We start from the raw sequence: 23,147 nt of genomic DNA, 5'->3' as shown, positions 1-23,147 counted from the left end.
CCGACCGCCCCACCAGGAGAAGCTGCACCATGGCCCAGAAGTCCATACCGAAGAGCGCGCGTCAGGCGAAGATCGATGCGGTCCGCAAGGACGGTGGCGGCGGGGTCAACCGCATCGTCGTGGGCGCCGTCGTCGCCGTGGTCGCGATCGTCGCGGTCGTCGGCGGTGTCGTCGTGGCCGAGCGCAACAAGCAGGACCGGGTCGGCACGAGCACCGCCGTGCCCGCCGGCGCGTCCGGCATGGGCCAGGGCTTCGTCGCCAACGCCGACGTCACGCTGCAGCCCGGCGCCCCGACACTCGAGGTCTACGAGGACTTCCAGTGCCCGGCGTGCGCCCAGTTCGAGCAGGTCATGGGCCGCACCGTGGCCGACCTCGCCAAGGAGGGCAAGATCAAGCTCGTCTACCACCTCAAGACCTTCCTCGACGCCAACCTGCGCACGACGCACTCGCTCACGATGGGCAACGCCGCCATGTGCGCCGCCGACGCCGGCAAGTTCCAGGCGTTCCACGACTCCGTCTACGCCAACATGCCGGCACAGGAGGGTCAGGGCTGGCCCACGGCCACGGTCAAGGGCTTTGCCGAGGGCGCCGGCATCACCGGCGGGGCGCTCGACACCTGGGAGACCTGCGTCGACGAGCGGAAGTACGGCACCTACGTCGAGTCCACCGAGGAGTCCTCGAGCAAGGCGGGCATCAACTCGACGCCGACCGTCGTCCTCGACGGCCAGAAGCTCGACTTCAACGCCGTCCCCGACCCTGCCGCCCTCACGGCCGCCGTCGAAGCAGCCACGAAGTGACCACCCTCATCCCCGCGGTCATCCCGAGTCCCACCGCGGGAGTCCTCCACCTCGGTCCGCTGCCCATCCGTGGCTACGCCCTGTGCATCCTGCTCGGCATCGTCGTGGCCGTCTGGCTCACCGACCGGAGGATGCGCACGCGCGGAGGTGAGCCGGGGCAGGTGCTCGACGTCGCGGCATACGCCGTCGTGGCCGGCATCCTCGGCGGCCGGCTCTACCACGTCATCACGACGCCCGACCCCTACTGGGGCGAGAACGGCCGCCCGCTCGACGCGCTCAAGATCTGGGAGGGCGGCCTCGGCATCTGGGGCGCCGTCGCGCTCGGCGCGCTCGGTGCGTGGATCGGGTGCCGCAAGGCCGGTGTGCCCTTCCTCGACTTCGCCGACGCCGCCGCGCCCGGTGTCGCCATCGCGCAGGGGATAGGGCGCTGGGGCAACTGGTTCAACAACGAGCTCTACGGCGGGCCGACCGACCTGCCGTGGGGCCTGACGATCCACAAGTGGGACAACGGCGCCGGCCGGGCCGTACGCGACGCCTCCGGCGACCCCGTCGTCCTCGGCACGTTCCATCCGACGTTCCTCTACGAGTTCTTCTGGGTGATGCTCCTCGCCGCGGTGCTGCTTCTCGTCGACCGGCGGTTCTCGCTCGCGCGCGGCCAGCTCTTCGGCCTCTACGTCGCGGGCTACCCGATCGGCCGCATCATCATCGAGAAGATGCGCACCGACGAGGCCGAGCTCATCCTCGGGCAGCGGCTCAACGTCTGGACGAGCATCGTCGTCTTCCTTCTGGGGATCGCCATCTACGTGTACACGGGCCGACGCGCCCGCCGCGCCTCTGAGGCGGACGCGCAACCATCCACGATGTGAGATTCTTCGTTCTCATTGCAAGACGGTGTTGGGCTAGCATCCCTGTCACGTGGCCACCGCTGTCCGCGTCCGATGACCTCCTGTGCCCGGACACCTCGTGTTCGACGCCCCCGACTCCCAGAGGACGGTGACCCGACGTGTCCCAGACGCGCTTCTCCGCCCACCCGGCCGACACCGGTCTCTACCGGCGCGCCCACGAGCACGACGCCTGCGGCGTGGCCATGGTTGCGACGATGCGCGGGACGGCGGGTCACGACATCGTCGAGCACGCGCTCACCGCGCTGCGCAACCTGGACCACCGTGGCGCGACCGGAGCCGACCCGCTCGTCGGTGACGGCGCAGGCATCCTCATCCAGGTGCCCGACGCCTTCTTCCGGGCCGTCGTCGACGCCGAGCTGCCCGAGGCCGGCGCGTACGCCGCGGGCATGGCCTACCTGCCCCTCGACGAGTCGGAGCGCGTCGCCGCCGAGGAGCGCATCGCCCAGATCGCGACCGAGGAGGGCCTTGAGGTCCTCGCGTGGCGCGACGTGCCCGCCGCACCCGAGCTCGTGGGCGAGATGGCACGCGCCTGTATGCCGTTCTTCCGCCAGCTCTTCGTCGCCGCCCCCGACCGTGCCACGAAGGGTCTCGAGCTCGACCGGCTCGCGTTCTGCCTGCGCAAGCGCGCCGAGCGCGAGGTCGAGGTCTACTTCCCGTCGCTGTCCTCGCGCACGATCGTCTACAAGGGCATGCTGACGACCGGGCAGCTCGAGCCGTTCTTCCCCGACCTGTCCGACGAGCGGGTGGCCTCCGAGCTGGCCCTCGTCCACTCGCGCTTCTCGACCAACACCTTCCCGAGCTGGCCGCTGGCCCACCCCTACCGGCTCATGGCGCACAACGGCGAGATCAACACCGTCAAGGGCAACCGCAACTGGATGCGCGCCCGCGAGAGCCAGCTCGTCTCCGACGTCATCCCGGGCGACCTCGAGCGCATCTTCCCGACGTGCACCCCGGACGCGTCCGACTCGGCGAGCTTCGACGAGGTCCTCGAGCTCATCCATCTCGGCGGCCGCTCGCTGCCGCACGCCGTGCTCATGATGATCCCGGAGGCGTGGGAGAACCACGCCGACATGGACCCGGCCCGCCGCGCCTTCTACGAGTTCCACTCGACGTTCATGGAGCCGTGGGACGGCCCCGCGTGCGTCGCGTTCACCGACGGCACGCTCATCGGCGCCGTCCTCGACCGCAACGGCCTGCGCCCCGGCCGCTACTGGGTCACCGAGGACGGGCTCGTCGTCCTCGCCTCCGAGGCCGGCGTCCTCGACCTGCCCGCCGACAAGGTCGTCAAGCGCGGTCGGCTCCAGCCGGGCCGGATGTTCCTCGTCGACACCGCCGCCGGCCGCATCGTCAGCGACGACGAGGTCAAGTCCGAGCTCGCCGCCGAGCACCCCTACGAGGAGTGGCTGCACGCCGGCCTGCTCACCCTCGACGAGCTGCCCGAGCGCGAGCACATCATCCACACCGCCGCCTCGGTGGCGCGCCGTCAGCGGACCTTCGGCTACACCGAGGAGGAGCTCAAGATCCTCCTCGCGCCCATGGCGCGCACCGGTGGCGAGGCGCTCGGCTCGATGGGCACCGACTCGCCCGTCGCCGTCCTCTCCGACAAGCCGCGCCTGCTCTTCGACTACTTCACCCAGCTCTTCGCGCAGGTGACGAACCCGCCGCTCGACGCGATCCGCGAGGAGCTCGTCACCTCGCTGGGCACCGTGATCGGCCCCGAGGGCAACATGCTCGAGGCCTCCCCGGTCCACGCCCGCCAGGTCGTCCTGCCCTTCCCGGTCATCGACAACGACCAGCTCGCCAAGATCGTCCACATCAACGCCGACGGCGACCTGCCGGGCTACGCCACCCACGTCGTCCGGGGCACCTACCTCGTCGGCGAGGGCGAGCCGGCCCTGCGCGCGCGCCTCGACGAGATCTGCCGTGAGGTGAGCGAGTCCATCGCCCGCGGGGCCCGCTTCGTCGTCCTCTCCGACCGCGACTCCGACCGCGACCACGCACCGATCCCGTCGCTGCTCCTCACCTCGGCGGTCCACCACCACCTCATCCGCGAGAAGACCCGCAACATGGTCGGCCTGCTCGTCGAGGCCGGCGACGTCCGCGAGGTCCACCACGTCGCCCTCCTCGTCGGCTACGGCGCGGCGGCGATCAACCCCTACCTCGCCATGGAGACCGTCGAGGACATGGTGCGCACCGGCGCCATCACCGGCGTCACCGCGGAGGAGGCCGTCAGGAACCTCATCAAGGCGCTCGGCAAGGGCATCCTCAAGGTGATGTCCAAGATGGGCATCTCGACCGTCGCCTCCTACCGTGGCGCGCAGGTCTTCGAGGCCCTCGGCCTCTCCCAGGAGCTCGTCGACCAGTACTTCACCGGCACGGTCTCGCAGCTCGGCGGCATCGGCCTCGACGTCATCGCGGCCGAGACGGCGGCCCGACACGACTCGGCCTACCCGACCGACGGCGTCATCCTGTCGCACCGCAAGCTTCGCGTCGGTGGCGAGTACCAGTGGCGCCGCGAGGGCGAGCCGCACCTCTTCGACCCCGACACCGTCTTCCGGCTCCAGCACGCGACCCGGCAGCGCCGCTACGACATCTTCAAGCAGTACACCGAGCGGATCGACAACCAGGCCGAGCGCCTCATGACCCTGCGCGGGCTCTTCGAGCTCGGCGGCAGCGCCCGCCGCGAGCCGATTCCGGTCGACGAGGTCGAGCCGGTGAGCGAGATCGTCAAGCGCTTCAACACCGGTGCGATGAGCTACGGCTCGATCAGCCAGGAGGCGCACGAGACCCTCGCGGTCGCGATGAACCGACTCGGCGGGCGCTCGAACACCGGCGAGGGCGGCGAGGACCTCGAGCGGCTGCTCGACCCCGAGCGCCGCTCGGCGATCAAGCAGGTGGCCTCGGGCCGCTTCGGCGTGACCTCGGTCTACCTCACGAACTCCGACGACATCCAGATCAAGATGGCGCAGGGCGCCAAGCCCGGCGAGGGCGGCCAGCTCCCCGGCCCCAAGGTCTACCCGTGGGTGGCCCGGACCCGCCACAGCACGCCGGGCGTGGGTCTCATCAGCCCGCCGCCGCACCACGACATCTACTCGATCGAGGACCTCGCCCAGCTCATCCACGACCTCAAGAACGCGAACCCGTCCGCCCGCATCCACGTCAAGCTCGTCTCCGAGATCGGCGTCGGCACGGTCGCGGCCGGTGTCTCCAAGGCGCATGCCGACGTCGTCCTCATCTCGGGCCACGACGGCGGCACCGGCGCCTCGCCGCTCACGAGCCTCAAGCACGCGGGCGGCCCGTGGGAGCTCGGCCTGGCCGAGACCCAGCAGACGCTCGTCCTCAACGGCCTGCGCGACCGGATCGTCGTCCAGGTCGACGGCCAGATCAAGACCGGACGCGACGTCGTCATCGCGGCCCTGCTCGGCGCCGAGGAGTTCGGCTTCGCCACCGCACCGCTCGTCGTGAGCGGCTGCATCCTCATGCGCGTCTGCCACCTCGACACCTGTCCGGTGGGCATCGCCACCCAGAACCCGGAGCTCCGCTCGCGCTACACGGGCAAGCCGGAGTTCGTCGAGACGTTCTTCGAGTACATCGCCGAGGAGGTGCGCGAGCACCTCGCCTCGCTCGGCTTCCGCAGCATCGAGGAGGCGGTCGGCCAGATCACCTCGCTCGACACGAGCAAGGCGGTCGAGCACTGGAAGGCGTCCGGTCTCGACCTCGCGCCGATCCTCGCCGAGGTCGAGAGCCCCGACGGCTCGGGCAAGCGCCACCGCATCGCCCAGGACCACGGCCTCGAGAAGGCACTCGACCACCAGCTCATCGCCGTGGCCCGTGAGGCCATCGACGACGGCACCCCGGTCACCGCCGAGTTCGCGGTCCGCAACGTCAACCGCACCGTCGGCACGATGCTCGGTCACGAGGTCACCCGTGCCCACGCCTCGGGCCTGCCGGACGGCACGATCGACCTCACCTTGCGCGGCTCCGCCGGCCAGTCCTTCGGCGCGTTCGTGCCCAGGGGCGTCACCCTGCGGCTCGTCGGCGACGCCAACGACTACGTCGGCAAGGGCCTGTCCGGCGGTCGCATCGTCGTCGCGCCCGACCCGTCGGCCCCGCTCACCGCCGAGGACAACGTCATCGCCGGCAACGTCATCGGCTACGGCGCGACCTCGGGCGAGATCTTCCTGCGTGGCCGGGTCGGCGAGCGCTTCTGCGTGCGCAACTCCGGCGTGACCGCGGTCGTCGAGGGCGTGGGAGACCACGGCCTCGAGTACATGACCGGCGGCACCGTCGCCATCCTCGGCTCCACCGGGCGCAACGTCGCGGCCGGCATGTCGGGTGGCGTCGCCTACGTCCTCGACCTCGACGAGGCCAAGGTCAACCGGGAGCTCGTGGACGTGAGCGGTCTGCGCGAGCGTGACGTCGAGGTCGTGCGCGCCCTCCTCGAGAAGCACCGCGAGCTCACCGGGTCGCCGGTGGCCGGGCGCCTCCTCGACGACTGGGCCACGGCCCGCGACCGCTTCTCGCTCATCCTTCCCCGCGACTACCAGCGTGTCCTCGACGTGCGTGCCGCCGCCGAGGCCGAGGGCCTCGACCTCGACGGCACCGAGGTCTGGGACCGGATCATGGAGGCTTCCCGTGGCTGACCCCCAAGGCTTTCTCAAGACCCGTGAGCGCGAGCTCCCGGCCCGACGCCCCGTGCCCGTCCGCATCAGGGACTGGCGCGAGGTCTACGAGGAGCAGGAGCTCGGCCAGCTGCAGCGCCAGGCCGGTCGCTGCATGGACTGCGGGATCCCCTTCTGCCACAGCGGCTGTCCGCTCGGCAACCTCATCCCCGAGTGGAACGACCTCGCGTGGAAGGGCGACTGGCGCCAGGCGATCGAGCGCCTCCACGCGACGAACAACTTCCCGGAGTTCACGGGCCGGCTCTGCCCGGCTCCGTGCGAGACCGCGTGCGTCCTCGGCATCAACCAGCCGGCCGTGACGATCAAGCAGGTCGAGGTGACGACGATCGAGAAGGCGTTCGCCGACGGTGGCGTCGTGCCGCGCCCGCCGGACCGCCTCTCGGGCAAGACCGTCGCCGTCGTGGGCTCCGGTCCCGCCGGCCTGGCGGCCGCCCAGCAGCTCACCCGCGCGGGCCACACCGTCGCGGTCTACGAGCGCGCCGACCGTCCCGGTGGCCTGCTCCGCTACGGCATCCCCGAGTTCAAGATGGAGAAGTCGGTCCTCGACCGGCGGCTCCAGCAGATGCAGTCCGAGGGCACCCGCTTCCGCAGCTCGGTCGACGTCGGCAACGACGTCACGTGGGAGCAGCTCCGCGCCCGCTACGACGCCGTCGTCATCGCCATGGGCGCGACCGTGCCGCGCGACCTCGAGGTCCCGGGCCGGAAGGCCGAGGGCGTCCTCCAGGCGATGGACTTCCTCCCGCCCGCCAACCGTGTGGCCATCGGCGAGGCCGTCGACGGCCAGGTGACCGCCGAGGGCAAGGACGTCATCGTCATCGGCGGCGGTGACACCGGTGCCGACTGCATCGGCACCTCCCACCGCCAGGGCGCCCGCTCGGTGACGAGCCTCGAGATCATGCCGCAGCCGGGGGAGCAGCGTGCCCCGGGCCAGCCGTGGCCGACCTACCCGATGACCTTCCGGGTCGCCTCGGCGCACGAGGAGGGCGGCGACCGCCTGTATGCCGTGAGCACCCAGGAGATCCTCTCGGACGACGAGGGCCGCGTGAGCGGACTGCGGATCCACGAGGTGCGCCGCGGCGAGACCGGGTTCGAGCCGGTCGAGGGGACCGAGCGCGTCCTCCCGGCGCAGCTCGTGCTCCTCGCCATGGGCTTCCTCGGTCCGCAGACCGAGGCGCTCGTCGGCCAGCTCGGGGTCGAGCTCGACGAGCGGTCGAACGTCCGACGCGGCTCCGACTACATGTCGAGCGTGCCCGGCGTCTTCGTCGCCGGCGACGCCGGACGGGGCCAGTCGCTCATCGTCTGGGCCATCGCCGAGGGCCGCGCGGCGGCCCACCACGTCGATGCGTTCCTCTCCGGCAAGCCGTCGCGGCTGCCCCGTCCGGTCAACCCCACCGACCGCCCTCTCACGGTGTGACCCTCGTCACCGCGTAAACGTTTGCCTCGATAGGCTTCGGGCCATGCGCCGCGCGAAGATCGTCTGCACCCTGGGTCCGTCCACGTCCAGCCCCGAACAGCTGCGAGAGCTCGTCCGTTCGGGGATGGACGTGGCCCGGTTCAACCTCTCCCACGGCGACCTCGCCGACCACGCCCGTGTCTACATGGACGTGCGCCGGGCGAGCGACGAGACCGGGCATGCCGTCGGCATCCTCGCCGACCTGCAGGGCCCCAAGATCCGCACCGGCCGCTTCAAGGACGGCTCGGTCATGCTCGAGCAGGGGGCCCGTTTCACGATCACCAACCGTGACGTCGAGGGCACCCAGGACGTCGTGGGGACGACGTATGCCGGCCTGCCCGCCGACGTGTCGGCGGGCGACACGATCCTCATCGACGACGGCAAGCTCAACCTCGTCGTCGTCGAGTCCGACGAGACCGACATCGTCTGCGAGGTCGTCGAGGGCGGGGTGCTGAGCAACAACAAGGGCATCAACGTCCCGGGCGCGGCGATGAGCGTCCCCGCGCTGTCCGAGAAGGACGAGGACGACCTGCGCTGGGCGCTCGACCAGCGCGTCGACATGATCGCGCTGTCTTTCGTCCGCAGCGCGGCCGACATCGAGCCGGTGCACAAGATCATGGACGAGAAGGGCGTGCGCCTCCCCGTCATCGCCAAGATCGAGAAGCCGCAGGCCGTCGACAACCTCGACGAGATCGTCCGGGCCTTCGACGGGCTCATGGTCGCCCGCGGCGACCTCGGCGTCGAGATGCCGCTCGAGACCGTCCCGCTCGTCCAGAAGCGGGCCTGCGAGCTCGGCCGCCGCAACGCCAAGCCGGTCATCGTCGCCACCCAGGTGCTCGAGTCGATGATCAGCAACAGCCGGCCGACCCGCGCCGAGGCCTCCGACGCCGCCAACGCCGTGCTCGACGGCGCCGATGCGCTCATGCTCTCCGGCGAGACGAGCGTCGGCGCTCACCCGATGGAGGCCGTGGCCACGATGGCGCGGATCATCGAGAACACCGAGGAGCACGGCCTCGGCCGGATCCTTCCGCTCGACACCAAGCCTCGCACCAAGGGCGGTGCCGTCACGGCGGCTGCCGCCGAGATCGGCGAGCTGCTCGGCTGCCGCTACCTCATCACCTTCACGGTGAGCGGCGACTCCTCACGCCGGCTCTCCCGCGTCCGGCCGCGGATCCCCATGCTGGCCTTCACGCCGCACCAGTGGACCCGCTCGCAGCTCGCCCTCACGTGGGGCGTCGAGACCTTCCTCACCGCTCCGGCCCGCCACACCGACCAGTTCGCGATGCAGGTCGACGAGGAGCTGCTCGCCTGCGGCAAGGTCTCCGAGGGCGACCTCGTCGTCATCGTCGCCGGCTCGCCGCCCGGCATCCCCGGCTCCACCAACGCGCTTCGCGTGCACCGGATCGGTGACGCGAAGAACCGGGTCGCGCCGGCATACGAGGACGAGCCGGCCGACGTCTGAGGCGGTCGGCGACCAGGGCACGTCCCGCGGGTCGGTAGACTGCGTCCACCCCCGGCCGGGGTGGTGGAATGGCAGACACGGGGCACTCAAAATGCTCTGCCCGCAAGGGCGTGCGGGTTCAAGTCCCGCCCTCGGCACCGCCGGTTCGCCCGTCCCCTAGGCTGCTGCCGTGAGCGAGACGACAGCCGAGAGCCCCGCACCCGCCAAGCGCATCCTCGTCGCCGAGGACGAGGCGATCATCCGCATCGACCTCGCCGAGATGCTGGGGGAGGCGGGCTACGACGTCGTGGGACAGGCGAGCAACGGCGAGCAGGCCGTCGAGCTCGCGACCGAGCTCCGTCCCGACCTCGTCATCATGGACGTCAAGATGCCCGTCCTCGACGGCATCAGCGCGGCCGAGCAGATCGGCAAGGAGCGCATCTGCCCGGTCGTCATGCTCACCGCCTTCAGCCAGACCGAGCTCGTCGAGCGTGCCCGCGACGCCGGCGTCATGGCCTACATCGTCAAGCCGTTCACGGCGACCGATGTCGTGCCGGCCATCGACATCGCGCTGTCCCGCTGGGGCGAGCTCAAGACGCTCGAGAACGAGGTCGCCGACCTCGGCGAGCGCCTCGAGACGCGCAAGGCGGTCGACCGCGCCAAGGGCGTGCTCATGAGCAAGCTCAAGATCAGCGAGTCCGAGGCGTTCCGGTGGATCCAGAAGACCGCGATGGACCGTCGCATGGGCATGAAGGAGGTCGCGGACGCGGTCGTCGCCGGCATGGAGAAGGCCTGACCTGCTCGCCCTCGTCCCCACCCTCGTCGAGTTCGACGTCGCCGACACGTTTGCGCGGCCTCCTGAAACCCCGCCCACCTCGTGGGGTGGGCACGACCACGTATGCCGGCCGGCCGGCATACGTGCGCCTGTCACCTGAGTGAGATGACGACCTGGGTGAGAAGCGGAGCGACGACGAGCGCCGGCAGCATGTCGGCCACGGGCACGTCCTTGATGCGGAGCAGCCGCAGGCTGATGCCCGCGAGCATGAGCCCACCGGTCGCGGTGAGCGCGAGGATGTGCGGCTCGGGCAGGACCGAGCCGAGGAGGACCCCGATGACGGTGAGCGCGCCCTGGACGACGGCGACCGACACGGCGGAGAGCAGCACGCCGACGCCGAAGGACGACGCGAAGGCGAGGGCGGCGAAGCCGTCGAGCACCGACTTGAGGAGGAGCTGGTCGATGCCGCGGCCGAGGCCGTCGGAGAGTGACCCGAGGATCGTCAGCGGTCCGACGCAGAAGAGGAGCGAGGCGCTGAGCCAGCCCTCGATGAACTTCTCGCGCGCCGTCGTCATGTGACCCGTGGCGTCGGCGTCGTCGGTGTCGGCGAGCGCGGGGGAGCGGCGGGCGAACCACGACTCGATCGTGCCGGCGAGCGACTCGAGCCGGTCGCCGATGCGCAGCAGCGATCCGAGGATCGACCCGATGAGGAGCGATCCGAGGACGATGAGGACGGGTGCGCCGGAGCCGGTCGCGTCCGAGAGCACGGCGTCGGTGACGCTCACCGCCGACAGCCCGGCCATGAGCAGCGTCGTGAGGCCGAGGCAGTCGGTGACGACGGAGCGGGTGCGGTCGGGGAAGCGGTGACCGATGGCCATGCCGGCGAGTGCGCCGACGACGACGGTGACGACGTTGACGGCCGTCCCGAGCCCGGGGAAGGAGGGATCCACGACCGGCACTCTACGATTCGTCGGACGAAATCACGCCAAGGCCTTCCGCCGGGACCTACCGGGCCGTAATGTCGGGATGTCATTGCGCAGGGGGCTGTGCAGTCGAGGAGGCGCGTGTGGCGCGCAACATGGTCGAGGTGTCCGCCGTGCGCGGGGACGACCTCGAGGACCTGGTGGGGCTCTGGCTGGCTGCCAAGGTCGATGCCGGTGTGCCCTTGGAGGTGGCGACCCGGTTCGCCAACGACGGTCGCTTCCACTCCGCCCTCGAGCGCCCCGAGGTGTGTGCCCACATGGCCCGGCTCGACGGCCGGCCGGTGGGCTACGTCATGACGTCCGAGAACCCGTTCGGCCTCAGCCCCGAGCCCGAGATCGCGGTCGAACAGCTCTATGTCGACCCGTCGGCCCGTCGCCACGGGGTGGCCAGGTCACTGCTCTGCGCCGTCGTCGGCCACGCCGAGCGCGCCGGGTCCGAGGTCATCGTGAGCAACGTCCCGACCCAGAGCCGCGAGGCGCACCGCTTCTTCGCCCGGCTCGGGTTCTCGTCGGTCATCGTCCGCCGCGTCGTCGGCACCGGCGCGCTGCGCCGCAGACTGTCGCCGCAAGGTGGGGTCGGGTCGGCCGTCGAGCACCTCATCCGCCGACGGCGCTCCCTCCGCTCGGAGTCGCGCGCCAGCTGACGACGGGCTGCGTCAGCGGGTCTTGGCGCCCGGAGGGGCATCGCGCACGAGGCAGGTGATGCGCGACGTGCAGACCCGCTTGCCGTCCTCGTCGGTGACGACGACCTCCCACGAGCACAGGGTGTTGCCGAGCGAGATCGGCGTCGCGACCCCCGTGACGAGACCGCTGCGCGCCGCGCGGTGGTGGGTGGCGTTGATGTCGGTCCCGACGACGATGCGGTCGGGGCCGGCGTGGATGGCCGAGCCGATCGAGCCGAGGGTCTCGGCGAGGACGACCGACGCGCCGCCGTGGAGCAGGCCGTAGGGCTGGGTGTTGCCCTCGACGGGCATCGTCGCGACGAGCCGGTCGGGTGCCGCCTCGGTGACGTCGATGCCCATGCGGTGGAGGAGGGACGTCGGGTTGAGCGCCTTCATCTGGTCGACGAGGGCCATGACGTCCGGGTGCGCGCTGCTCATGAGTGGTCGCCTTCTCTGCTGTCGGGGGCTGGCCATAGGCTGCCACGTGTGAGTCGCCTCCTCCTCCTCGACGGTCATTCCCTCGCCTACCGCGCGTTCTTCGCGTTGCCGGTGGAGAACTTCTCGACGAGCACGGGGCAGCACACCAACGGCGTCTACGGCTTCACTTCGATGCTCATCAACGTCCTGCGCGACGAGGCGCCGACGCACGTGGCCGTCGCGTTCGACGTGTCCCGCCAGACCTTCCGTTCGGAGGAGTACGCCGACTACAAGGCGACCCGGTCGGCGACCCCGAGCGAGTTCCAGGGTCAGGTCGCGCTCGTGCGTGAGGTCCTCGACGCCCTGCGCATCAGGCACGTCGAGGTCGACGGGTTCGAGGCCGACGACGTCATCGCGACCCTGACGACGATGGCCGAGGCCGAGGACATGGAGGTCGTCATCTGCACCGGCGACCGCGACGCCTTCCAGCTCGTCACCGACAAGGTCTCCCTCATCTACCCCGTCCGCGGCGTCTCCGACGTGTGGCGGATGGACCCCAAGGCCGTCGAGGAGAAGTACCTCGTGCCGCCTGAGCGCTACAGCGACCTCGCCGCCCTCGTCGGCGAGACGAGCGACAACCTCCCGGGCGTGCCGGGGGTGGGTCCCAAGACGGCGGCGAAGTGGCTCGGTCTCTACGGCGACCTCTCCGGCGTCGTCGCGCACGCCGACGAGATCAAGGGCAAGGCGGGGGAGTCCCTGCGCGAGCACCTGAGCAGCGTCCTGCGCAACCGGCGGCTCAACCAGCTCGTTCGCGACCTCACGCTGCCGGTGACGATCGCCGACCTCGAGCGCGCCACGTGGGACCGCGAGGAGGTCCACAAGGTCTTCGACGGCCTCGAGTTCCGTGTCCTGCGCGAGCGGCTCTTCGAGACCTTCGAGGCCGCGCCCGACGAGGCCGAGGGCGGCTTCGACCTCGACGCCTCGGTGCTCACGTCCGCCGACGTCGCGGGCTGGCTCGACGAGCACGCGACGACGGAGCCGACCGGCGTCCACGTCGTCGGTGCGTGGGGCCGGGGGACCGGTGACGTCACCGCCATCGGCCTCGCGACCGCCGGCAACGCCGCCGCCTACGTCGAGGTGGCCGAGCTCGACGAGACCGGTGAGAAGGCCCTCGCCGACTGGCTCGCCGACGAGTCCCGCCCCAAGATCCTCCACGACCTCAAGGGCCAGATGCACGCGCTCGCGGCGCGGGGTATGCCCGTGCGTGGCGTGACGATGGACACCGCGCTCGCGGCCTACCTCGTCAAGCCCGACCAGCGCAGCTTCGACCTTGCCGACCTCGTCGTGCGCCACCTCGGCCGCGAGCTCAAGGCGGAGGCCCCTGCCAGTGGCCAGGGGATGCTCGACCTCGGCGGCGAGGACGAGGTCGTCGGCCAGGACGCCATGGTGCGGGCCCGCGCCGTGCTCGACCTGTCCGTCCCGCTCGCCGACCAGCTCGAGTCGACCGGCGGCACCGAGCTCCTGCGCGACCTCGAGCTCCCGCTCGTCGACATCCTCGCGTCGATGGAGCGCACCGGCATCGCCGTCGACACCGACGCCCTCAGCTCGCTCGAGGCCGACTTCGCCGCGAAGGTGCGCGAGGCCCAGCTCGACGCCTACGACGCGATCGGCGGCGACGAGATCAACCTCGGCTCGCCGAAGCAGCTCCAGACCGTGCTCTTCGAGACCCTCGGTCTGCCCAAGACGCGGCGGACCAAGACCGGCTACACCACCGACGCCGACGCGCTCTCGGACCTCTTCGCCAAGACCGAGCACCCCTTCCTCGAGGCGCTGCTTCGCCACCGCGACGCGACCCGTCTGAGGATCACCGTCGAGGGCCTCATCAAGTCGGTGGCCGAGGACCAGCGGATCCACACGACCTACATCCAGACGATCGCTGCGACCGGGCGACTCAGCTCGACCGACCCCAACCTCCAGAACGTGCCGATCCGCACCGAGGAGGGCCGGCGCATCCGTGACGTCTTCGTCGTCGGCGAGGGCTTCGAGTCGCTCATGAGTGCCGACTACAGCCAGATCGAGATGCGGATCATGGCGCACCTCTCCGGCGACGAGGGCCTCATCGAGGCGTTCCGCACCGGCGAGGACCTCCACCGGTTCGTGGGCGCCCGCGTCTTCGGTGTCGAGCCTCAGGACGTCACCGCCGAGATGCGCAGCAAGGTCAAGGCAATGAGCTACGGGCTCGCCTACGGCCTGTCCGCGTTCGGCCTCTCGAAGCAGCTGACGATCTCCACCGGCGAGGCGCAGGGGCTCATGGACGAGTACTTCGCCCGCTTCGGTGGGGTGCGCGACTACCTCCGCGAGGTCGTCGCCGAGGCCCGCGCCACCGGCTACACCGCGACGATGCTCGGCCGCCGCCGCTACCTGCCCGACCTCACGAGCGACAATCGGCAGCGTCGCGAGGGTGCCGAGCGGATGGCCCTCAACGCCCCGATCCAGGGCTCGGCCGCCGACATCATCAAGCTCGCCATGATGGGCGTCGACAGGGCGCTGCGCGAGTCGGGCGCGACGTCGCGGATGCTGCTCCAGGTCCACGACGAGCTCGTCATCGAGGTCGCGGCGGGCGAGCGCGAGGACGTCGAGGCGCTCGTGCGCCGCGAGATGGGCAATGCCATCGAGATGGACGTCCCGCTCGACGTCAGCGTCGGCCTCGGCCGCAGCTGGCACGACGCCGCGCACTGACCGCCCACGCCAACGGCACGGGCTGCGCCGTTCGCGGCTCGAGCGATGCCCCCGGTCGTAGTCTGCAGGCAACGGCTCCGGCGCCCGGCGAGGACGCCGGCTGCCGGGTGCGGGTGACCGGACGGAGCGCGCCATGACGATCACGAAGGCGGTCAACACCGCCATCGGCCTGCTCACGCTGGTGGTCAGCTTCTGCGCGTCGTGGGCTCGCTACGACAGCGACCGGGGAATCGGGCCGAGGCTCCTGCTCACGGCGGCGGTTTTCGGCTTCGTCGCCGTTACCCTCACCGTGGCGTGGCGCCGGCGCCCGGACCCGGGGAGCGCGCCGATGAGCGCCGGCTTCCTGTGGCTCGTCCTGCTCGTCCTCACGACGATGGCTGTGTGGGACCTCATCCCCGTCGACCAGCGGCCTGCGGTCGGTCTCCTCCTCGCCCTCCTCGTTGGCGCCACGGTCGGCATGGCTGTCGCCCCACGGGTCGACCTCGGGGCCGACGACGAGCAGCCCGGGGGACGCGGCGTCAGGCGCTGGTGACCGTCGCGGCGTCCGACGGGTCCGAGGTCGCGGGACGCGGCAGGCTGACGAGGGTCCCCACGACGGCGACGACGAGCGACGCCATGAGGAATGTCGTCGCCACCTCGCCGACCCCGTCGTGCCGCCAGCCGACGACGACCACGGTCGCGAGCGCAACGGCCGACCACACGAGGTAGCCGACGGCATGCCGTCCGCGTGCCGCACCCCAGAAGACGAGGACCTGAGAGAGCGCCCACGCGCCGCCGAGGGCCGTGAACGCCGGCACGAGCCCGGCGAGGTGCTCGTAGCCGGGGCCGCCGACGACCCGCACGAGCGGCCCCGACAGCACGGCCGAGAAGGTCACGCCGATCGCGACGATGGCGCCGGTCCCCGCGAGGGCCAGCAGCAGGGGGCGGGCGCCCCGGGCACGGGACATGCCCGGGTAGAGGACGGTCACGAGGAAGGCAGGACCCCAGAAGGCGGCCTTCGCGAAGAGGCTGAGGACGGCATACGCGCCGGAGTCCTCACCGGGGAGGACGTGACGGGCGACGGGTGTGTCGATCGTCGACGCGACGAGCAGGGCGGAGGTGCCGGCCATGCCCGCGAGGACGCGGCGCACCTGCGTCGGCACGGTCGGGTCGAGGCTGCGACGGAGGTGACCGCGGACGAGGAGGACCGCCCCGGCGGCCACGACCCACGCCGCCACCGCGGTGAGGGCCATCACCCCGGTGACGCCCCAGCCGAGCCACGCCGCGACGGCACCGCCGGCGGTGCGCAACATCGACACGACGGCATACAGCGTGCCGAGCGCGACGAAGCGCTCGCCCCCCTGGAGCGTCCCCTGGACGGCCGCGGTGACGCAGGTCGGCAGCATCGACGCCGCGACGAGGAGGACCGGGAGCGGTCCGTCGAGGTGGAGGAGGGGCGCGACGACTGGCGTGAGAAGCAGGACGGCCATGGTGACGACGAGGCCCACGACGGCGCCCGTGCGCAGTGCGGTCGCATGGGCGTCCGGGCGGTGGAGCGCGACCCGCCAGGCGCTGACGAGCTGGGTCGAAAGCGCGGCGACGCCGGCGATGACGACGAGGTTGAGGAGCGAGGCGACCGCGCCGAGCTCGTCGGCCCCGAGCTCGCGGTTGAGGACGAGGAAGAGCGCGTAGCCGAAGACGTTGGCGACGAGCGTGCCCGCGCCGACGACCCCTGCCCCCACCCCGCGTCGCCTCGGCGCGACGACGGGGGTTGGTGGCCCGGCGGGCTGCTGCGTCGCCTCGCTCACGGCTCCGTGACGGCCGGCTTGCGGACGACGTACATGAAGGAGGTGTAGCGGGGGCCCGCCATGAACTCGCGCTCGACGTGGACGACCTCGGCGCCGGCTGCCCGCAGGACGGCCTCGACCTTCGACCGCTTGAGCGGGTGGAACTCCATGACGTCGTCGTAGCCGTAGCGGCGGCGGCGGTAGACGTTCTGCCACGAGTTCGGCAGGCGGCGCACGATGCCCTCGACGCTCCAGTCCCCGTGGCTGGGCACGGTGAACGCGGCGACGCCACCGGGCCGCAGCACGCGGACGAACTCCTCGAGGTAGCCGGTCTTGAGCTCGTTGGGGATGTGCTGGAGGACGATGATGCTCAGCACGAGGTCGAAGGTGTCGTCGGCGAAGAGCGAGAGGTCGCTCGACTCGTTGAGGTGATAGGTCACGCGGTCGCCGGCGCGGTTGTGCCGGCGCGCGAGCTCGACCATCGACGACGCGATGTCGACGCCGTCGACACGCTCGAGGTGACCGGCCAGACCCTGGGTGAGCCGGCCCGCGCCGCAGCCGAAGTCCATCGCGCGGTCCATCGACGCCGGGGTCGCGCCGACGCGGTCGAGCATCGCCATGACCTCGTCGACGGCCTGACGGCCGGTGGCGAAGAAGTCGTCCTCGTGACCCTCCCAGCCGCCACGGTGGCGCTCGGGGTAGGCGAGGATGGCCCAGAGGGGGTCGACCCTGCCGAGTCCGTCCCAGTTGCGTCGCAGGTCGTCGAGTTTCATCGGCAGTTACATTAGTACCCGCTGGTAGGCCTGACGATGGAGTGACGTGAACAGCACACGGTCGCGCGACCCGGGGGCGCGCCTCGCGTCGGTGTCGACCGAGACGCGTGTGCTCGCCCTCCTCGCCGTCGTCCTCGTCGTCGTGGTCTTCGCCAGCGACTTCGGCGTCCTCACCCCCGACACGAAGCCCGAGATCTTCCTCCAGCCCTCGCAGACCGCGGCCCGCTTCGCCTCGGCATGGCTCGACACGCCCAACCTCGGAACCTCGAACTACAACACCGGCATCGTCCCCGTCGCGGCGCTCTTCTCGCTCTTCGAGCTCGTCGGCGTGCCGGCCTGGGTCATCATGCGGCTCTGGCGCATCGCCCTGCTCGTCACGGCGGCGTGGGGGGCTCGGCTCGTCGTGCGCGAGCTCATGACCGGTGGGCTGCGTGGGCGGGCACTCGCCGCCGGGTCGTCCGGCCAAGCCGTCGCCGGGGTGGCCGCCGCGGTGGTCTATGCCGCCAACCCCTACGCCGTCGTCGGGGGTGGCACGACGCCGACGTTGCTGCCCTACGCCCTCCTGCCGTGGCTCGTGCTCTGCTGGGTCCGCGGGTTCCGCGACCCGTCGTGGCGGTGGGCCTGCGCCGCCGCGCTCGTCCTCGCCGGCATGAGCGGGCTCAACGCGGGAGTCGTGCCCCTGCTCCAGCTCGTCGTCCTCATCCCCGTCGTCGGGCACGCGCTCGTCGTCGAGGGGCACCGCTTCGCGCCCGTCGCCTGGCTCGTCGTGCGCAGCGGGCTCGTGTATGCCGTCCTCTCGGCCTACTGGGTCGTCCCCGCCATCTCCGCCCTTGGCGTGGGCACGGCGATCGCCGAGGCGACGGAGTCGACCCCCGCCATCAACACGGTCAACTCGTTCCCCGAGGTCCTGCGCGGCCTCGGCATGTGGACGCTCTACGGCGCCGACGCCGACGGACCCTTCGACCCCGGTCGGCTGTCCTACGTCCTCGGCCCGGTCGTCATCCTGCTCACCTTCGCGGCCCCCATCCTCGCCGGGCTCGGTGTGCGCCTGTCGCGCTCTCCCGCGCGCCTCTTCGGTGCCACGAGCGTGCTCGTCGGCGCGCTCGTCATGGTCGGGACGTTCCCCAACGACGACAAGAGCGCGTGGGGCCGCGCGGTCGGTGCCGCGATCGAGGACGTGCCCGGGCTCATCGCCTTCCGCACGACGAACAAGGCCGGAGCCGTGCTCGAGCTCGGCCTCGCCGTCCTCGTCGCGCTCACGGCGGCGGCGATCGTGCCGCGGCTCACGCACGTCACGACCCGGTGGGTGGCCGGCTGGACGGCGGCGGCCCTCGTCGCGGGCGCGGTGGCCCCCGCGCTGAGCGGGGACCTCTTCTGGGTGCGGATGGACGTCCCGCGCTACTGGGACCAGGCCGCCAAGGCGGTCAACGCCCGGCCGGGTGAGAGCAGGGTCCTCATGGTGCCCGGCACCGGAGTGCCCGGCTACTCGTGGGGCTACACCGGGCCCGACGAGATCGGACCGTCGCTCTTCCGCCGTCCCTTCGTCTTCCGCAGCGCGTCCCCGTCGGGTGGCGAGTACGCCGCCAACCTCCTCGCCGAGGTCGACCGCCGGCTCTATCAGGGCACCCTGCCGCAGGGCGCGGTGTCGACCCTGGCGGCCTACATCGGGGCCGGCGACGTCGTCGGCCGCTACGACGTCAAGGGCACCGGGTCGACGGGGGCCCGCGTCGAGGAGCAGCTCGCCAAGGACCCCGGGCTCGCCCCCGGGGAGGCGTTCGGTCCGCCCGAGGCCGCCCACGGCGCCCAGGCCCCGGCCGTCGTCCGCCCGGTCGCCGGTGAGCTGCCGCGGACGGCCGCAGCGGTGCGGTCGTCCTCGGGAGCGCTCGTCGTCGACGGAGCGGGCACGGCGCTGCCGAGCCTGCAGTCCGCGGGGCTGGTCGAGGACCGCCCGGGTCTCCTGCTGGCCGGCGCGCTCACCGACGAGCAGCTCGCCGAGGCGCTGCGCGACGAGGCCCGGGTGGTGCTCACCGACAGCAACGGCCGTCGTGAGTGGAGCAACAACAACCCGTCGGTCGCGGGTCCGCTGCTCCCCGCATCGGTCGAACCCGAGGCGACCCGCTCCCTCTTCTCGGCAGGTGACCAGACCGTCGCCGTCGTCCGCGGGACCGCCCGCATCGAGACCCGCGGTCAGGGGCTCCTCTTCGGTCCCCACGCCTTCGGTGACGTGACCCAGGCCTTCGACGGTGACCGCACGACCGGGTGGCGGTTCGGCAACTTCGGCACGGGCGTGGGCAACGCTGCGGTCATCACTCCGCGGAGCCCGCTCGCCATGCCGTTGGTCACGCTCGCCCCCATGCAGGGTGGGACCTCACGCATCACGTCCGTGCGCCTCACCGCGGAGGTCGAGGGGGAGTCGGTCATCAAGGACGTGTCCTTCACCGAGTGGAACACCTTCCCGGTGACGACCGAGGTGAGCGACCGGCCGGTCTCGCGGCTCACGGTCGAGGTCACGGGTGTCGCCGGTCCGGGCACCAGCCCGGTCGGGTTCTCCGAGATCTCGGTGCCGGGGGTGCTGGTCGACCGTGCGGCAGCGCTGCCCACCCGACTTCCCCGTCGGCTGCCGGCAGCGGCGGAGGCGGCGGGCGTCGACCTCGAGGACGTCCCGCTCGACGTCGTCCTGCGTCGCAGCACCGGTGACGTGGACGGCCTCTCGACCGAGGAGCCGCGGCTCGAGCGCGAGTTCACGCTCCCCGACGAACGCCGCTTCGAGGGGTCGGGAACCGTCCGGCTCTCCGGTGGCGTCACCGACGCCGAGATCGACGAGTTCGCCGGTCTGTCCGACGACGTCGTGGCCCAGTCGAGCTCGCGGGCATTCGGCAACCCGAACGCGCGGGCCGCGATGGCGTTCGACGACGACGGCGGCGACCCGGACCTGTCGTCCGCCTGGGTGCCCAATGAGCCGGTCGTGGGGGAGTGGATCTCGCTCGACTTCCCGGAGCGTCGGCTCTTCTCCTTCACCTTCACCCAGGACTCGGCGAGCTGGGCCACCAAGGCCCTGGTCTCGGTCGACGACGGCGAGCCCATCGAGGTCGCGCTCGAGAAGGGCACGTCGCGGATCACGCTGCCCGAGACCGTCGACGCCGGGCGGGTCCGCATCCTGCTCACCGAGCGCACCGGCGTGGGCTTCGTCCGCGTCACCGACATCGGCCTGCCGCGCAAGGTCACCACGCCGTCGCCCCCGGAGGGCTGCGTCCAGGTCGGCACCGTCGACGGACGCCCGCTCGAGGCCGACCTGCGCGAGGGCTTTGCCTACCTGCTCGACGGGCAGGCCGTGCCGTTCGACGCCTGCGGCGCCGGACTTCCTCTCGCAGAGGGCCGGCACCGGCTCTCGGGCGTCCCCGCCCTCGCGATCGACGACCTCCGGCTGAGCTCGCCGGGCACGCCCCCGACGCAGGTCGCGGCGCCCACCTTCGAGGTCGTGCGGCACGGCTCGGCGTCGATGGACCTCAGGCTCACCTCCGGGTGCTCGCCCTGCCTCGTCTCCTCGGGGCAGTCCTTCGACGACCGGTGGACCGCGTCGGTGCGGGGCAAGGACCTCGGCATCCCGCTGGTCGTCGACGGATTCGCCGCGGGGTGGCGGGTCAACGCCGCACCCGGCGACGTCGTCTCCATCTCGTTCGGACCCTCGAGGGTCGCCCTCGTCGCGTGGCTCGTGAGCGGCGGCGCGCTCCTCGCCTGTCTCGCCGTCCTCCTCCTCGGGTCACGCCGGGGCACGGACCCGCTGCCGCTCCGGCCGGGCCGTGCCGGCCGACGCAGGAGGGGAGCGGCATGACCACCGCACCCCGCCGGGCCCGGGACGCCCGTCCCGTCGTGCGTCGACTTTCCCTGTGGGAGCCGCCGCTCTGGCTCCTCGCCGGTGCCGCCGTGTGGGCCACCGTCGGCTGGGTCGCCGCGATCGCCGCCGTCCTGCTGCTCGTCGCCGACCGGCTGCTGTGGCCCGGTCGCCGGATCCTCGCGACGGCCGCCGTCGGCGTGCTCGTTGCCGTGCCGGTGGCGTGGTTCCTCGGGTCCTCACTGCCGCTCTTCCCACCGTCCACCCGTCTCAACGACAACCTCGTCGCCCACCACCTCGGTGGCCTCGCCGTCTGGACCCTCTTCCTCGCCGCCTGCGTCGAGGCCGTCCCCCGAGAAAGTGACTCCGCATGAATGCGTCCGACTCCCCGCAGGTGTGGGTCCTCCGGCTCCTTCGCGTCGCGGCCGCGGCGCTGCTCGGCTCGGCGATCCTCGTGTGGGTCACCCCGGTGAACTCGCTCGGCCAGAACCTCGTGCCGGTCGGGTGCGGGTCGCCCGCCACACCCGTGACCGACGAGCTCGCGGACTTCGTCTGCCGTGACTTCGTCGGCGGCGCGAAGGTCGTCGCGGTGGCGCTCGCCGTGGCCGCCGGTCTGCTGCTCCTGCTCAGCGAGCTCGTCCTCCCGCGGCTGCGCGGGGCGGCCTGGCTGCCCGGCACGGCCCTCGCGGCGGTCGTCGCCGTGCCGGTGCTCACCCTCGCGGTGGGCTCGCTCTTCGCGACGGTCGCCGGGTCCGGTGCCGACGGCACGCTCATCCGGTGCGGCACGCCCATCGCGCCCGCGACCGACGTCATCTCGACGAGCCTGTGCGGCCAGCTCGCCGAACGCGAGAAGACCCTTGCGATCGGAGCCGTGGGGCTGGCGCTGCTCGCGATGATCGGGGCGGGCTACGTCTCGTCGGCCGTCGGCCCGCGCCGCCCCACCACGGACGACCCCACCACGGACGACCCCACCACCCAAGGCCCGGAGCCGACGGGCGATGCGAGCGAGCCGACTGCCAGTGGTGAGGCGGCCACGGAGCGGGACAGGACGGCATACGCTCCCACCGGCGACCCGACGACGCAGGGTGCGCCGGGCGCGCCGGCGGACGCGAGCGACGGCTGGACCACCCCACACGGCAGGCACGAGAAGGACGGCTCATGAGCTTCGAGGAGTACTACCGGGGCAACGTCACCTACATCTCGCGGGTCGACCCGCGCCTCGCCCGGATCATCGAGCTCGTCACCGAGCTGCGTCCCCGGACCCTGCTCGACATCGGCTGCGGGCGGGGGTTCCTCCTCGACCGGCTCGCCGACGCCGGGCTGTCGGGACTCACGGGGATGGACGTCTACGACGACGTCGCCAGCGACCGCTTCGCCTACGCCCGCGGTGACGTGACCCAGCGCCTGCCCTTCGACGACGCGTCGTTCGAGTGCGTCGTCGCCGGGGAGATCATCGAGCACGTCCCCGACCCGGACGCCTTCCTGCGCGAGATCCGCCGGGTCCTCGTGCCCGGCGGGACCCTCGTCGTCTCGACGCCCAACATGGTGTCGTGGGCGAACCGCGTCCTCGTGCCGTTCGGCGTCCAGCCGCTCGGGACGGAGACGAGCAGCGAGGTCGCGCTCGGCCGACGGCACCGCATCCTCGGACAGGGCAACCAGGTCCAGGGCCACCTCAAGGTCTTCACCTTCCGGGCGCTCACCGAGATCCTCGAGCGCTACGGCTACACGGTGCGCCGGCGCGAGGGGGTCCCCGCCTTCTTCCCGAAGCCGATCGACCGGTTCGACCGGTTCGTGTCGCGCTCGGCGCTCCCGCTGGCCTCCGGTCTGCTCTACGTCGCCACCGCGCCGGAGGGAGAGTGGCCGACCCCGCCGGCAGGCAGGCGGCACGAGGGCTGCTGAGGCGGCGCTCGGCCCCCCCCGGC

Annotated in this window: 17 protein-coding genes and 1 tRNA gene; 14 read left to right on the top strand and 4 right to left on the bottom strand. The window is 71.8% G+C overall.

The window, feature by feature from the left end:
• The first annotated feature begins 29 nt into the window (after nucleotides 1–29).
• The 7 genes from ACOJV7_RS13330 (at nucleotide 30) to ACOJV7_RS13300 (ending at nucleotide 10,074) form a co-directional block, all read left to right on the top strand.
• Nucleotides 30–797 (top strand): DsbA family protein, encoded by a 768-nt coding sequence (locus tag ACOJV7_RS13330; protein ID WP_420190695.1) that lies wholly within the window; start codon nucleotides 30–32, stop codon nucleotides 795–797.
• Complete coding sequence (gene lgt / locus ACOJV7_RS13325) at nucleotides 794–1,663, top strand: prolipoprotein diacylglyceryl transferase (RefSeq protein WP_420190694.1); 870 nt, start codon at nucleotides 794–796, stop codon at nucleotides 1,661–1,663. The genes ACOJV7_RS13330 and lgt overlap by 4 nt, the downstream gene beginning before the upstream one ends.
• A 137-nt stretch (nucleotides 1,664–1,800) precedes the next feature.
• A complete protein-coding gene (gene gltB / locus ACOJV7_RS13320; protein WP_420190693.1) occupies nucleotides 1,801–6,345 on the top strand; it encodes a glutamate synthase large subunit in 4,545 nt (1,514 codons plus the stop codon).
• Entirely contained in the window at nucleotides 6,338–7,798 is a 1,461-nt protein-coding gene (locus ACOJV7_RS13315) for a glutamate synthase subunit beta (protein ID WP_420190691.1), read from the top strand. The genes gltB and ACOJV7_RS13315 overlap by 8 nt, the downstream gene beginning before the upstream one ends.
• 43 nt (nucleotides 7,799–7,841) lie before the next feature.
• Nucleotides 7,842–9,299 (top strand): pyruvate kinase, encoded by a 1,458-nt coding sequence (gene pyk, locus ACOJV7_RS13310; protein ID WP_420190690.1) that lies wholly within the window; start codon nucleotides 7,842–7,844, stop codon nucleotides 9,297–9,299.
• 54 nt (nucleotides 9,300–9,353) lie between these two features.
• Nucleotides 9,354–9,436, top strand: a tRNA-Leu gene (locus ACOJV7_RS13305).
• 32 nt (nucleotides 9,437–9,468) lie between these two features.
• On the top strand, nucleotides 9,469–10,074 hold the full coding sequence (locus tag ACOJV7_RS13300; RefSeq protein WP_420190689.1) for an ANTAR domain-containing response regulator: 606 nt from the start codon (nucleotides 9,469–9,471) through the stop codon (nucleotides 10,072–10,074).
• A gap of 131 nt (nucleotides 10,075–10,205) precedes the next feature.
• Here the strand turns inward: ACOJV7_RS13300 and ACOJV7_RS13295 are convergent, their stop codons facing one another.
• The gene (locus ACOJV7_RS13295) at nucleotides 10,206–11,003 is read right to left on the bottom strand and encodes a DUF554 domain-containing protein (protein WP_420190688.1); all 798 of its coding nucleotides are present in this window, start codon (nucleotides 11,001–11,003) and stop codon (nucleotides 10,206–10,208) included.
• Nucleotides 11,004–11,119: 116 nt separating this feature from the next.
• On the opposite strand from ACOJV7_RS13295, the gene ACOJV7_RS13290 reads away from it, so the two are divergent.
• Nucleotides 11,120–11,680 (top strand): GNAT family N-acetyltransferase, encoded by a 561-nt coding sequence (locus ACOJV7_RS13290; protein ID WP_420190687.1) that lies wholly within the window; start codon nucleotides 11,120–11,122, stop codon nucleotides 11,678–11,680.
• Between the two features lie 12 nt (nucleotides 11,681–11,692).
• On the opposite strand, the gene ACOJV7_RS13285 is transcribed toward ACOJV7_RS13290, so the two are convergent.
• Nucleotides 11,693–12,136, bottom strand: a complete 444-nt coding sequence (locus ACOJV7_RS13285; protein WP_420190686.1) for a hotdog fold thioesterase — start codon at nucleotides 12,134–12,136, stop codon at nucleotides 11,693–11,695.
• Between the two features lie 48 nt (nucleotides 12,137–12,184).
• Here ACOJV7_RS13285 and polA point away from each other — a divergent pair, with 48 nt between their 5' ends.
• Nucleotides 12,185–14,854, top strand: coding sequence for a DNA polymerase I (gene polA / locus ACOJV7_RS13280; protein WP_420190685.1), 2,670 nt, complete (start codon nucleotides 12,185–12,187; stop codon nucleotides 14,852–14,854).
• Between the two features lie 133 nt (nucleotides 14,855–14,987).
• On the top strand, nucleotides 14,988–15,386 hold the full coding sequence (locus ACOJV7_RS13275; protein ID WP_420190684.1) for a Bax inhibitor 1 family protein: 399 nt from the start codon (nucleotides 14,988–14,990) through the stop codon (nucleotides 15,384–15,386).
• Here the strand turns inward: ACOJV7_RS13275 and ACOJV7_RS13270 are convergent.
• Nucleotides 15,373–16,641 (bottom strand): MATE family efflux transporter, encoded by a 1,269-nt coding sequence (locus tag ACOJV7_RS13270; RefSeq protein ID WP_420190683.1) that lies wholly within the window; start codon nucleotides 16,639–16,641, stop codon nucleotides 15,373–15,375. The genes ACOJV7_RS13275 and ACOJV7_RS13270 overlap by 14 nt on opposite strands.
• Nucleotides 16,638–17,393, bottom strand: coding sequence for a class I SAM-dependent methyltransferase (locus tag ACOJV7_RS13265; RefSeq protein WP_420190682.1), 756 nt, complete (start codon nucleotides 17,391–17,393; stop codon nucleotides 16,638–16,640). The genes ACOJV7_RS13270 and ACOJV7_RS13265 overlap by 4 nt, the downstream gene beginning before the upstream one ends.
• A gap of 46 nt (nucleotides 17,394–17,439) precedes the next feature.
• Between ACOJV7_RS13265 and ACOJV7_RS13260 the strand changes: the two genes are divergently transcribed.
• From ACOJV7_RS13260 to ACOJV7_RS13245, 4 genes are read left to right on the top strand one after another with little or no spacing between them, the layout of a single operon-like run.
• On the top strand, nucleotides 17,440–21,225 hold the full coding sequence (locus ACOJV7_RS13260) for an alpha-(1->3)-arabinofuranosyltransferase domain-containing protein (RefSeq protein WP_420190681.1): 3,786 nt from the start codon (nucleotides 17,440–17,442) through the stop codon (nucleotides 21,223–21,225).
• Complete coding sequence (locus ACOJV7_RS13255; RefSeq protein WP_420190680.1) at nucleotides 21,222–21,599, top strand: hypothetical protein; 378 nt, start codon at nucleotides 21,222–21,224, stop codon at nucleotides 21,597–21,599. Before ACOJV7_RS13260 ends, ACOJV7_RS13255 begins: the two co-directional genes overlap by 4 nt.
• Entirely contained in the window at nucleotides 21,596–22,387 is a 792-nt protein-coding gene (locus ACOJV7_RS13250; protein WP_420190679.1) for a hypothetical protein, read from the top strand. Before ACOJV7_RS13255 ends, ACOJV7_RS13250 begins: the two co-directional genes overlap by 4 nt.
• Entirely contained in the window at nucleotides 22,384–23,124 is a 741-nt protein-coding gene (locus ACOJV7_RS13245; protein WP_420190678.1) for a class I SAM-dependent methyltransferase, read from the top strand. Before ACOJV7_RS13250 ends, ACOJV7_RS13245 begins: the two co-directional genes overlap by 4 nt.
• Nucleotides 23,125–23,147: the final 23 nt, after the last annotated feature.

This window comes from Knoellia tibetensis, from assembly GCF_048606415.1.
Lineage (GTDB): Bacteria > Actinomycetota > Actinomycetes > Actinomycetales > Dermatophilaceae > Knoellia > Knoellia tibetensis.
Note: the sequence above shows the minus strand (reverse complement) of the source record. Positions and strands in the feature narration are given on the sequence as shown.